Annotated in this window: 11 protein-coding genes and 1 pseudogene; 7 read left to right on the top strand and 5 right to left on the bottom strand. The window is 63.4% G+C overall.

The genetic code is table 11. The annotated features are described in order from the left end of the window. The first annotated feature begins 408 nt into the window (after positions 1-408). From hemA to murI, 5 genes are read left to right on the top strand one after another with little or no spacing between them, the layout of a single operon-like run. The gene (gene hemA / locus IAE38_RS13740) at positions 409-1,686 is read left to right on the top strand and encodes a glutamyl-tRNA reductase (RefSeq protein ID WP_028631686.1); all 1,278 of its coding nucleotides are present in this window, start codon (positions 409-411) and stop codon (positions 1,684-1,686) included. Further along, a complete protein-coding gene (gene prfA, locus IAE38_RS13735; RefSeq protein ID WP_201218013.1) occupies positions 1,683-2,765 on the top strand; it encodes a peptide chain release factor 1 in 1,083 nt (360 codons plus the stop codon). Before hemA ends, prfA begins: the two co-directional genes overlap by 4 nt. After that, entirely contained in the window at positions 2,765-3,595 is an 831-nt protein-coding gene (gene prmC / locus IAE38_RS13730; RefSeq protein WP_201218012.1) for a peptide chain release factor N(5)-glutamine methyltransferase, read from the top strand. Before prfA ends, prmC begins: the two co-directional genes overlap by 1 nt. After that, entirely contained in the window at positions 3,589-4,344 is a 756-nt protein-coding gene (locus tag IAE38_RS13725; protein WP_201163729.1) for a molybdopterin-synthase adenylyltransferase MoeB, read from the top strand. Before prmC ends, IAE38_RS13725 begins: the two co-directional genes overlap by 7 nt. Next, a complete protein-coding gene (murI, locus tag IAE38_RS13720) occupies positions 4,337-5,134 on the top strand; it encodes a glutamate racemase (RefSeq protein WP_201163730.1) in 798 nt (265 codons plus the stop codon). The genes IAE38_RS13725 and murI overlap by 8 nt, the downstream gene beginning before the upstream one ends. A 37-nt stretch (positions 5,135-5,171) precedes the next feature. Here murI and IAE38_RS13715 read toward each other — a convergent pair whose 3' ends face one another. From IAE38_RS13715 to IAE38_RS13695, 5 genes and pseudogenes are all read right to left on the bottom strand, one after another. Continuing rightward, complete coding sequence (locus tag IAE38_RS13715) at positions 5,172-5,861, bottom strand: SDR family oxidoreductase (RefSeq protein WP_201218011.1); 690 nt, start codon at positions 5,859-5,861, stop codon at positions 5,172-5,174. A gap of 23 nt (positions 5,862-5,884) precedes the next feature. Continuing rightward, positions 5,885-7,303 (bottom strand): deoxyribodipyrimidine photo-lyase, encoded by a 1,419-nt coding sequence (phrB, locus tag IAE38_RS13710; RefSeq protein WP_201218009.1) that lies wholly within the window; start codon positions 7,301-7,303, stop codon positions 5,885-5,887. Beyond that, positions 7,294-8,194: pseudogene (locus IAE38_RS13705) on the bottom strand (MerR family transcriptional regulator). The gene phrB and the pseudogene IAE38_RS13705 overlap by 10 nt, the downstream one beginning before the upstream one ends. Further along, positions 8,184-9,152, bottom strand: coding sequence for a YbgA family protein (locus tag IAE38_RS13700; RefSeq protein ID WP_201218007.1), 969 nt, complete (start codon positions 9,150-9,152; stop codon positions 8,184-8,186). Before IAE38_RS13700 ends, IAE38_RS13705 begins: the two are co-directional and overlap by 11 nt. 98 nt (positions 9,153-9,250) lie before the next feature. Next, positions 9,251-10,237, bottom strand: coding sequence for an NAD(P)/FAD-dependent oxidoreductase (locus IAE38_RS13695; RefSeq protein ID WP_201218006.1), 987 nt, complete (start codon positions 10,235-10,237; stop codon positions 9,251-9,253). Positions 10,238-10,423: 186 nt separating this feature from the next. On the opposite strand from IAE38_RS13695, the gene IAE38_RS13690 reads away from it, so the two are divergent. Beyond that, complete coding sequence (locus IAE38_RS13690) at positions 10,424-11,329, top strand: TIGR01777 family oxidoreductase (protein WP_201218004.1); 906 nt, start codon at positions 10,424-10,426, stop codon at positions 11,327-11,329. A 13-nt stretch (positions 11,330-11,342) separates the two neighbouring features. Next, complete coding sequence (hemH, locus tag IAE38_RS13685) at positions 11,343-12,359, top strand: ferrochelatase (RefSeq protein WP_201218003.1); 1,017 nt, start codon at positions 11,343-11,345, stop codon at positions 12,357-12,359. The last annotated feature ends 19 nt before the right edge of the window (positions 12,360-12,378 follow it).

Here is a 12,378-nt window from a genome sequence, read left to right as displayed (position 1 = left end):
GCCTCAGCGCTTGACGGGCATCCATGCCCGTCACCTCCCTCCGCAAGCCCTTCGTTCGGCCTCCTGAAGTCGCGAAGATCAAGATCAAGATCAAAAGCCAGATCAAAAGCCAAGTCAAAAGCGAGAGTAAGAGCACGCGTGAGATTAAGTTTTGCCTGATTAAAAGGCCATGGGAATGGCGAGTGTCGGGGCGTTGACGGAATGTGGTGTAGGGCGTGGAGGGTGTGGAACTTATTTGGCGTGCTTTATAAATAGATGTTAATAATTTACAGCGTATTTTGTGGGTAAGGTTAATTACCGCTTATATACTATCGGTCGTCGTCCGGTTGAAGTTTCCAGCGTCAAGCTTGTCCTGCAACCGCCGAAGGAGGACAATTACCGGCTTCTCGTCACAACCAGCGATTTTGCATGGCCTTTCTCGCACTTGGTATCAACCATAAGACTGCCTCGGTAGACGTACGCGAGCGCGTGGCGTTTACCCCTGAGCAGTTGGTAGACGCCCTGCAGCAGCTCTGCCGCCTCACCTCAAGCCGTGAAGCGGCGATCCTGTCCACCTGCAACCGCAGCGAGCTTTACCTGGCGCAGGATCAGCTGTCCGCCGAGGACGTGCTGCTGTGGCTGGCCGACTATCACCGCCTCAGCCTGGACGAACTGCGTGCCAGCGCCTACGTGCACGAAGAGCATGACGCCGTGAAGCACATGATGCGCGTGGCCTCCGGCCTTGACTCGCTGGTGCTCGGCGAGCCGCAGATTCTCGGCCAGATGAAATCCGCGTATGCCGTGGCCCGCGAGGCCGGTACCGTCGGGCCGTTGCTCGGGCGCCTGTTCCAGGCCACCTTCAGCGCCGCCAAGCAGGTGCGCACCGACACGGCCATTGGCGAAAACCCCGTGTCGGTGGCCTTTGCCGCAGTCAGCCTGGCCAAGCAGATCTTCAGCGACCTGGCACGCAGCCAGGCCCTGCTCATCGGGGCTGGCGAAACCATCACCCTGGTCGCCCGCCACCTTCACGAGCAAGGTGTGCGGCGCATTGTCGTGGCCAACCGTACCCTGGAACGCGCCAGTATCCTGGCCGAGCAGTTCGGTGCCCACGCCGTGCTGCTGGCCGACATCCCCCAGGAACTCGCCAACAGCGACATCGTCATCAGCTCCACCGCCAGCCAGTTGCCGATCCTGGGCAAGGGGGCGGTGGAAAGTGCCTTGAAGCAACGCCGCCACAAGCCCATCTTCATGGTCGACATCGCCGTACCCCGCGATATCGAAACCGAAGTGGGCGAGCTGGATGACGTGTACCTCTACACCGTCGACGACCTGCACGATGTGGTTGCCGAAAACCTCAAGAGCCGCCAGGGCGCCGCTCAGGCCGCCGAAGAGCTGGTTGCCGTGGGTGCTGAAGATTTCATGGCGCGCCTGCGTGAACTGGCCGCGGTGGATGTGCTGCGGGCCTACCGCCAGCAAAGCGAACGCCTGCGCGATGAAGAACTGCAAAAAGCCCAGCGCCTGCTGGCCAATGGCGGCAACCCCGAAGAGGTGTTGGCCCAGTTGGCCCGGGGGCTTACCAACAAACTGCTGCACGCACCCAGCGTGCACATGAAAAGGCTCTCGGCCGAAGGCCGCCTTGAAGCGCTGGCCATGGCCCAGGAACTGTTTGCCCTCAACGAGGGCTCCACGGACAAATCCCCGCAATGAAAGCGTCGCTGCTGAACAAACTGGACATTCTCCAGGACCGCTTCGAAGAACTCACCGCACTGCTCGGTGATGCCGAAGTTATCTCCGACCAGACTCGCTTTCGTGGCTATTCCCGCGAATACGCCGAAGTTGAGCCGGTGTACGCCGCCTACAGGGAGTGGCGCAAGGTGCAGGCTGACCTTGAGGGCGCCCAGGCGCTGCTCAAGGACAGTGACCCGGACATGCGTGAAATGGCCGTGGAAGAAGTCCGCGAAGCCAAGGAACAACTGGTGGTGCTGGAGTCCCAGTTGCAGCGCATGCTGTTGCCCAAGGACCCCAACGACGGGCGCAACGTGTTCCTCGAGATCCGCGCCGGTACCGGGGGCGACGAGGCGGCGATTTTCTCTGGTGACCTGTTCCGCATGTACTCGCGGTATGCCGAAAAGCGCGGCTGGCGGCTGGAAATCCTCTCCGAGAACGAGGGCGAGCATGGCGGCTACAAGGAAATCATCGCCCGCGTCGAAGGCGAGAATGTGTACGGCAAGCTCAAGTTCGAGTCCGGCGCGCACCGTGTTCAGCGTGTGCCGGAGACCGAGTCCCAGGGCCGTATCCATACCTCGGCCTGCACCGTGGCGGTACTGCCTGAGCCCGACGAACAGGCTGCCATCGAGATCAACCCTGCCGACTTGCGCGTAGACACTTACCGCGCCTCCGGCGCGGGCGGGCAGCACGTCAACAAAACCGACTCGGCCATCCGTATTACCCACCTGCCTACCGGCATCGTGGTCGAGTGCCAGGAAGAGCGCTCGCAGCACAAGAACCGCGCCCGCGCCATGTCGTGGCTGTCGGCCAAGCTCAATGATATGCAAACCAGCGCCGCACAGAACGCCATTGCCAGTGAGCGCAAGCTGCTGGTGGGGTCCGGTGACCGCTCCGAGCGTATCCGTACCTACAATTATCCACAGGGCCGGGTGACCGACCACCGTATCAACCTCACGCTGTACTCGCTGGACGATGTGCTGGCAGGCGGTGTCGAGGCCGTGATTGAACCGCTGTTGGCCGAATACCAGGCCGATCAACTGGCCGCCCTGGGGGACTGATGACCATCATCGCCAGCCTGCTGCGCAACGCGCAGTTACCCGAGTCGCCCACCGAGCGCCTGGATGCCGAGCTGTTGTTGGCTGCAGCCATCGGCAAGTCGCGCAGCTACCTGCACACCTGGCCCGAACGCATTGTCAGCAGCGAGGCCGCGCAGACCTACGCCAGTTACCTGCAACGCCGCCGTGGCGGCGAGCCGGTTGCCTATATTCTTGGCCAGCAGGGCTTCTGGAAGATCGACCTGGAAGTGGCACCGCACACGCTGATCCCGCGGCCAGACACCGAGCTGCTGGTGGAAACGGCGCTGGAGTTGCAGCCCGCGCTGCCGGCCCGGGTGCTTGACCTGGGTACCGGCACCGGCGCCATCGCCCTGGCCCTGGCCAGCGAGCGCCCGGCCTGGCAGGTGACGGCGGTCGACCGGGTACCCGAGGCCGCGGCGCTGGCCGAGCGCAACCGCCAGCGCCTTGGCCTGGCCAATGCCCGCGTGCAGTTGAGCCACTGGTTCGACAGCCTCGAAGACCAGCGCTTTGACCTGATCGTCAGCAACCCACCCTACATTCGCGCTGCAGACCCGCACCTGGGCGCCGGCGATGTGCGGTTCGAGCCCAGCAGTGCACTGGTGGCCGGGGCCGACGGCCTGGATGACCTGCGCATCATCGCCGCCCAGGCACCGGCTTACCTGGTCCCGGGTGGCTGGCTGTTGCTGGAGCACGGTTATGATCAGGCTGCGGCGGTTCGCGCGCTGCTGGCCAGTCACGGTTTTGCTGATGTAGACAGCCGCACCGACCTTGGCGGCCATGAGCGCATCACCCTGGGGCGTCTGCCATGCTGAGCGACCAGGAGCTGCTGCGCTACAGCCGCCAGGTACTGCTGTCGCAGATCGATATCGATGGCCAGTTGCGCCTCAAGCAGAGCAAGGCGTTGATCGTCGGCCTGGGGGGGCTGGGGTCTCCTGTGGCCCTGTATCTGGCGGCGGCAGGGGTGGGGGAGCTGCACCTGGCGGACTTCGACACCGTCGACCTGACCAACCTGCAACGCCAGGTGATCCACGACAGCGCCAGCGTTGGCATGACCAAGGTCGACTCGGCCATGCAACGCTTGCAGGCGATCAACCCCGAAATCACCCTGGTTGCCCACCGGCAAGCGCTGGATGATACGTCGTTGGCCGCTGCGGTGGCGGCGGTAGACCTGGTGCTGGACTGCTCGGACAACTTCGCTACCCGCGAGGCGGTGAATGCCGCCTGCGTTGCCGGCAGCAAGCCGCTTGTCAGTGGGGCGGCCATTCGTCTCGAGGGGCAACTGTCGGTTTTCGACCCTCGCCGTGACTACAGCCCGTGCTACCACTGCCTGTATGGGCAGGGTAGCGAGGCTGAGCTGACCTGCAGCGAAGCCGGCGTGATCGGCCCGCTTGTAGGCCTGGTGGGCAGCCTGCAGGCGCTTGAGGCCATGAAGCTGCTGGCAGGCTTTGGTGAACCCCTGGTGGGCCGGCTGTTGCTGATCGATGCGCTGGGTACCCGTATTCGCGAGCTGCGGGTCAAGCGCGACCCGGCCTGCCCGGTCTGCGGCAAGCGCGATGGCTGAGCGCTCGGCGCCCATCGGCGTCATGGACTCGGGCGTGGGTGGCCTGTCGGTGCTTGCTGAGATCCGCCGCCTGCTGCCCAACGAAACGCTGTGGTATGTGGCCGACTGTGGCCATGTACCCTATGGCGAGAAGTCCGCCGATTACATCCGCGACCGCTGCCGTCGCATCGCGGGGTTCTTCCATGAGCAGGGCGCCAAGGCCATGGTGCTGGCCTGCAACACGGCTACCGTCGCGGCAGTTGCCGACCTTCGCGCGCATTACCCGGGTTGGCCATTGGTGGGCATGGAGCCAGCGGTCAAGCCCGCTGCAGCGGCGACCCGCTCTGGGGTAGTCGGGGTGCTGGCCACCACGGGTACGCTGCAGAGTGCCAAGTTTGCTGCCTTGCTCGATCGCTTTGCCAGCGACGTCCGCGTCATCACCCAGCCGTGCCCGGGCCTGGTCGAGTTGATTGAGACCGGAGACCTGGCAAGCCATGCACTGCGTGAGCGGTTGCAGGGGTACGTTGAGCCGCTGATGGCCGCAGGGTGCGATACGCTGATATTGGGCTGCACCCACTACCCGTTCCTGCGCCCGTTGCTGGCGCAACTGGTGCCTGCTCACGTGGCGATCATCGACACCGGCGCTGCGGTGGCGCGTCAACTGCACAGGCTTCTGGAAGGTGCAGACCTGCTGGCTACCGGGCCAGCACGCGATACGCAGCTGTGGACCAGTGGCGACCCGGCTTCGCTCCTGGGCGTGCTGCCGGTGTTGTGGGGGCAGCCGGGTAGCGTTGAACGGTTTGGGTTGTAGAAGCTAAGCGCGGCAAACGCTGCAATACAGTTGCTTGTCACGTGCCTGGCATCGGCCAGAGGCTGGCCGGGTGCAGCACCTCGAGCACAAGCTCGGGGAGGCGTTCGGCCAACCGTTTGAGCAGTTCCTGCGCCGCAGTCTCAGCCGTCCACGCCTCAGGTATGACGGGCGCAGCCGTGACCTGGGAGTCGACTGCAAGCGGCGCTACCACCGTTACATCAATCCCTTGTGCCTGAAGCGCTTCGCGCTGTTCACGCACCCATTGCACCGTGTTGTTCCAACCGGCAGCGACTTGTGTAGGTGCGTACATCTGCAATGCCGTGTAACGGCTGAATACGGCCATTACCTGAGGTGCGCTACCGCGCTCCAGCAAAGGCACCGCCGCAGCCAGGCTCAGCTGCGTGGCCAGGTGGTTGGACTCGATAAGGTGCTCGAACAGCGCATCACGGGCTATGTCACCGGCCAGGTAATCACCGGTCCCGGCATTGATGATCAGGCAATCAAGTGCCCCCCAGGCCTGCTCGAGCAACTGCCCGGCTTCAGCCGCCTCCGGTGCCCCCTGCAACAGCCCTGGCAGCTGTAGAAACCGGTCATGATGAAGGGGTGCCAACGCATCGGGGCTACCGCTGGCGGCGACACGATGACCTTGCAGCAGCAGGTGCTCTACCAGCGCCATTCCTAGCCCGTTTGATGCTCCTGTAACCCAGAAACTACGTGAGTTAGACAAGATCGATGCCCTCTATACGACTGCTAGCGTTGGAGAGCTTTGAACGCCTCCAGTGCTCGCTGGCGACTGCTACGGAGATCTACAAGTGGACGTGGATACAGACTAGCACTGATTTTGGCAGCAGAACCGCTAGGGTCATGAATACTTTTGTCATCAAGGTCCCGCAGTTCAGGCACCCACTCACGGATGAAACGCCCCTGGGGATCGAACCGCTGCGATTGCGAGACGGGGTTGAAGATGCGGAAATAGGGCACTGAATCGGTACCGGTCGAGGCACTCCACTGCCAGCCACCATTGTTGGCCGCCAGGTCGCCGTCGATGAGGTGGCGCATGAAGTGCCGTTCGCCATGGCGCCAGTCGATCAGCAAATTCTTGCTGAGAAACATGGCAGTGACCATGCGCAGCCGGTTGTGCATCCACCCGGTTTTCAGCAACTGGCGCATGGCCGCATCGATGATCGGGAAACCCGTGCGGCCTTCTTCCCAGGCCTTCAGCTCTTTGGGGGCGTGGCGCCAGGGCAATGCCTCGGTATGGGAGCGGAATGCACGGTGCCGCGACACCTGTGGGTAACCAGTGAGGATGTGTTTGTAGAACTCGCGCCAGATCAGCTCGTTGATCCAGGTCTGCACACCTGGGTTGCCACTGTCGAACTCGCCATGGTTGCTGGCCAAGGCGCCGTGCAGGCATTGGCGGGGCGAAATCACGCCAGCTGCCAGGTAGGCGGAAAGGCGGCTGGTACCAGGCTTGGCCGGCAGGTCGCGCAAGTGTTCATAATCCACGATGGTTTCGTCGGCGAACCGTGACAACCGTTCCTGTGCTTCGTTTTCCCCGGCAGGCCAAAGGTCTCGCAGGGACTTGGCCGGTTTATCGAAGCCGTCTACATGCTGCGGGATGGGGTCGCTGCTGATCGACAGGGCCGCCTGGCGTTTCACCCGTGGCGCCAGTGACGGCAGCCCACGGTGCAGGTGCTCCAGGCAGTTCTTCTTGAATTGGCTGAACACCTGAAAGTAGTCGCCGCTTCGTGTCAGTACGGTACCCGGGCGGAACAACAACTGGTCCAGGTGGCTGTGGGCCTGAATATCGGAGCGCTCCAGCAAGGTCCTGGTTGCGTCATCGCGGCGCTGTTCGTGGATGCCGTATTCCTCGTTCCAGTGCACGCTTTGCACGTGGTGCTTGCGACATACCTGCAGTACGGCGTCGGGTGCCTGGTCCCAGGTGTCGACCTTGCGAATCAACAACGGAATATTCAGCGCTTCGAGCGACTGGCGCAGTTCACGCAGGTTGCGCAGCCAGAAGTCGACCTTGCACGGGGCATCGTCGTGGGCCAGCCATTGTTCGGGGCTGACCAGCCAGAGGGCGAGGGTAGGGCCGCGCTCACTGGCGGCGCTGAGTGCGGTGTTGTCATCGGTGCGCAGGTCGCTGCGTAGCCAGGTCAAGTGCATAGGCTAATGAATTCTCCGGGCTGGCGGCTATGGGTTCTGAAGCAGTCGCAAGGCAGCTTGCGGGGTGTCGAACAGGGCAAGGTTGGGTAAGTCGAGGTGGCTCAGTTGCGCTTGATGCAACGCCACCAGGCTACCGCCGACGAGCGTCGGCACACCCAGCCCATGCAGCGAACGCTGCAGGGCTCTGGCATCGATGCGGGGCCCCAGGTGCAGCAGGACGGCACGTGGGTGCAGCGTCGCCACTGCGCTTTGCAGCTGCGCGCCGGCCAGCGCCTGTTCGAGCACTTCCACGGCAAACCCATTGCTGGTAAGCAGCCAGGCGCACAACCACAGCTCGGGGTTGAATGCACGATCGCTGTTTTCAGCCAGCAGCACCGCCGGGCCCTGCAGCAACTGATTGTCGTGGTAGACGCGCGCGCCCAGCTTGCTGCGCAACCAGGTATGGAAGAACGCCTGTTCCAGGCGTGCGTTGAAGTAGGTGCGCCAGCGAAGCTCCAGGTGGTTCAGCAAGGGGAGCAACAGTTGTTCGCACAGGGTCACGGCCGGGTACAGTGCCATCGCCTGGTTGAGCTGGTGGTCAAGGGTGCGCTGCGACAGGTTGGCAATGGCCTCCAGCATCTGCACCTGCCTGGCTTGCCAGTCGCTTTGGGGCGGCGTACCCAGCGGTTTGTCGAGCAGCTCGCCCACCTGGCTGACCGACGCGCCGCGCTGTAACCAGGCCAGGATCGATTCGACGCGCTCAACCTGTTCCACCGGGTACAGGCGATGCCCCTTTGGCGTACGTTGGGGCTTGAGCAGCCCATAGCGGCGTTCCCAGGCACGCAAGGTAACGGGATTGACGCCAGTGCGGCGGGCCAGCTCACCGATAGGCAACAGTACTTCAGACCGCATTGCGCAGCCCCAGGCTTTCAGGGTGCGGCTGCAGGTACGCCTGCTGCTGCAGATACGGGTCGGGGTGGTTGCGCAAGTGGTGCTTGAGCAGGGTCAGCGGCACGACCAAGGGTACGACCCCTTGCTGGTATTGGCCGATCAGTTCCTGTAGCTCGCTTTTGTCCGAAGGCGTAAGGGCATCCTTGAAATAACCGCTCAGGTGCTGCAGCACGTTACTGTGAGTGCCGCGGCTGGCGCAGCGACGCAATGCCTGCATCAGCTCGGAGAAGTACTGCGGGCCCACCACCAGCGGATCATCGTCCTTGCTCAGGGTGCCCAGCATGCGCCCCAGGGTTCGGTAAGCCTGGGGGTTGTTGGCCATCAACAGGTACTTGTAGCGCGAATGGAAATTGACCAGCGCCCCGCGGTTCAGGCCTTCGGCCAGTACCCGCTGCCAGTCGGCGTAGGCATACACCCGGCTGATGAAGTTTTCACGCAGCACGGGGTCATGCAGGCGGCCTTCTTCTTCCACAGGCAGGTCAGGCCGGCGTTCGCAAAATGCCTGAGCGTAGGCACCGCGCCCGCTGTGGAAGGCGGGGTGGCCGTTGTCCTGGTACACCTTTACCCGCTCCAGGCCACAGGAGGGCGACTTCTGCATGAAGATATAGCCGCAGATGTCGTCAAGCTCGTTGGCCATCTGCTCGCCGTAGGCGCGCAAGGGGCCGGTGAGGTCCATGCCGGGGTTGCGCGTGCCCACCACTTCAGGGTGATCCGGGTTACCGACCAGGCGGATCGGGTCTCTGGGCACACCCAGGCCGATTGCAACCTCGGGGCATACCGGGGTCCATTCGAAATGCTCTTCCAGCTGAGCGCGGCACAGGTCGGAGGCCTTGTGGCCACCGTTATAGCGAACGCTGTGCCCGGTCAGGCAGGCGCTGATGGCGATGCGTGGCTTGTGGTGGGTTGCAGGGTCGTGCATGGCTGCCTCCGTTAAACCTGTACGTAAATTTAACCTTGTACAAGTTTATTCCAGCACATCGCTGGCTTCATTGAAACCAGTATTTTGTATATACGCCTTCACTCCAGGTGCTCGAGCAGGCGTCTTGCAGCCTCCTGGCCACTGAGCCAGGCGCCCTCCACGCGCCCCGACAGGCACCAGTCACCGCAGGCGTACAAGCCTTGGTCGGCGTCGGCCAGGGCCCCCCATTCATGGTTGCCACCTGGACGTGCATACAACCAGCGGTGTGCAAGGGCGAACGTCGGTGCAGGCACCACGCAGCCTACCAGCTCGGCGAATTCGCCCCACAGCTGCTCTACCACCTCGTCCTTGGCCAGGTCGATATGTTGCCGGCTCCACGTGGAGGTGGCATGCAGCACCCAGGTGTCCAGCTGCTCGTCACGGCCGGGTTTGCTGCGGTTGCGGGCCAGCCAGTCGAGCGGGTTGTCCTGCACGAAGCACCCTTGCATAGGCGTCTCCAGGGCTGCCTGGAAACCAAGTGCAACGGCCCAGGTGGGCTCCATCTGCACGCCCGCCGCGACGGCGGCGAGCTTGGGCGTGGCCGCCAGTAAAGGCGTTGCCTGGGGGGCCGGCACCGCGATGATCACCCGGCTGTAGGGCCCATGGCTGCACCCCTCGGTGTCCTGCAGGTGCCAATACTGCTTGCCGCGGAACACCTCGGCGATGCGGCAACTGAAATTCACTGTCATGTCTGTCAACAGGCCGCGAGTGATGGCACTCATTCGCGGCACGCCCACCCAGCGGGTCTGCTCATCCGGGGAGGGCGTCAGTTGGCCGTCGCGGTAGTTGTACAGTTGGGGTTTCCACTGGGCGGCCCAGCCGGCCGCCACCCACTGCTGCACCTGGTCGACGAAGCGACGGTCGCGGGCGGTGAAGTACTGCGCGCCCAGATCAAGGGCGCCAGCCTCGCTGCGTTTGCTGGCCATGCGCCCGCCACTGCCGTGCCCCTTGTCGAACAGGTGCACGGTCTGCCCGGCCTTGTGTAGCGCCTGAGCGGCGGACAGGCCGGCGATACCGGCCCCGATGATGGCAATAGGTACAGTCATGATGGCCTCTCAAACCTTGCTATGAGCAGACTACGCTGTCAGGCAAACCTGTACAATCCAGAAAATCTGTATAAGGTTATTCCGCTTCCACGGAAAGGTTGGCCTATGTTTATCGGAGAGCGTCGGGTCCAAAAAGTGCCTTGATGTTAAAAATAGACCACCGCCGTATTCTGCGAGGACACAGCCATGCACATATTGCTGACGGGCGGCACCGGATTGATTGGGCGGCATCTGTGCCGTTACTGGCTTGCACAGGGCCATCGGCTGACGGTGTGGAGCCGCCGCCCGGACCAGGTGCCTGCGCTGTGCGGCAAGGGGGTACGGGGCATTGCCCGGCTGGAGCAGTTACCCGCCGATGAACCGCTGGACGCCGTGGTCAACCTGGCCGGCGCGCCCATCGCTGATTGGCCCTGGACGGCGTCCCGGCGCAACTTGCTGTGGGCCAGCCGTATCACCCTGACCGAACAGTTGCTGGCGTGGCTGGGTAGCCGCGAACAACGGCCGCAGGTATTGATTTCCGGTTCCGCGGTGGGTTGGTATGGCGATGGCGGCGAACGCGAGCTGACCGAAGAATCCCCTCCGGTACGGGAAGACTTTGCCAGCCAGCTGTGCATTGCATGGGAAGAAACCGCCCAACGTTCCCAGGCCCAGGGTATCCGTGTGGTGCTGGTGCGCACCGGGCTGGTGCTGGCCAGCGATGGCGGGTTCCTGTCACGTCTGCGCCTGCCGTTCAAGCTGGGCCTGGGCGGCCCGTTGGGTAACGGCAGGCAGTGGATGCCGTGGATCCATATAGACGACCAGGTCGCCCTGATTGATTTTCTGTTGCAGCATGGCGAAGCCAGCGGTCCTTATAATGCCTGCGCCCCTGAGCCGGTGCGCAACCGTGACTTTGCCCGGGCGCTGGGCAAGGCGTTGCACCGCCCCGCGGTGCTGCCGGTACCTGCACTGCTGCTCAAGGCTGGGCTAGGTGAAATGTCCAGCCTGCTGCTGGGCGGCCAGCGGGCCCGCCCGGCGCGCTTGCTGGCTGCAGGCTACAGCTTTCGCTTCAACGATCTGCAATCGGCGCTGGGCAACCTGTCCAGCCGCCTCTGACTAAGGATGTTGCATGACTGATCACGCCCTGTTGCTGGTCAACCTGGGTTCACCGGCCTCCACCTCGGTAGCCGATGTGCGCCGCTACCTGAACCAGTTTCTGATGGACCCGTATGTGGTCGACCTGCCCTGGCCCATCCGCCGCCTGCTGGTATCGCTGATCCTGATCAAGCGGCCCGAGCAGTCTGCCCATGCCTACGCCTCTATCTGGTGGGATGAAGGCTCGCCACTGGTGGAGCTGACCCGGCGCTTGCAGGCGGCGATGGTCGAGCACTGGCCCCACGGCCCGGTAGAGATTGCCATGCGCTATGGCCAGCCGGCCCTGCCAGACGTGCTGGAACGGCTGGCCGCGCAAGGCGTGCGCAAGGTGACCCTGGCGCCGCTGTATCCACAGTTCGCCGACAGCACCGTCACTACGGTGGTTGAGCTTGCCAAGGACACCATCACCGAGCGCCACCTGCCCCTGCAGATGCGCGTGCTGCAGCCGTTCTATGACCAGCCGGACTACATCGATGCGCTGGTGGCCAGCGCACGGCCGTATCTGCAGCAGGATTACGACCACGTGCTGCTCAGCTTCCATGGCCTGCCGGAGCGGCACCTGAAAAAACTCTACCCCAAGGGCACCCGGCATGACTTGCGGGCAGCCGACTGTTGCGAGGGGGCCAGTGCTGCGGTGCAGGCGGTGTGCTACCGCGGCCAGTGCCTGGCTACTGCCAAAGCCTTTGCGCGCAAGATGGGCATACCCGATGGCAAGTGGTCGGTGTCGTTCCAGTCGCGGTTAGGCCGGGACAAATGGATTGAGCCATACACCGAAACGCGCCTGGACGAACTGGCCAAGGCCGGTGTGAAAAAGCTGCTGGTGATGTGCCCGGCCTTCGTCGCCGACTGCATCGAGACGCTGGAGGAAATCGGCATGCGTGGCAGCGAGCAGTTCATCGAGGCAGGCGGGCGTGAACTGGTGCTGGTGCCCTGCATGAACGACCACCCGGAGTGGGCGAGGGTGCTTGCAGACCTGTGTGAAAAGGCCTGACACTCGGGGTGTGGCAGGC

This window comes from Pseudomonas sp. S32, from assembly GCF_016648095.1.
Classification (GTDB): Bacteria; Pseudomonadota; Gammaproteobacteria; order Pseudomonadales; family Pseudomonadaceae; genus Aquipseudomonas; species Aquipseudomonas parafulva.
This window is presented reverse-complemented; position numbering and strand designations above follow the sequence as displayed.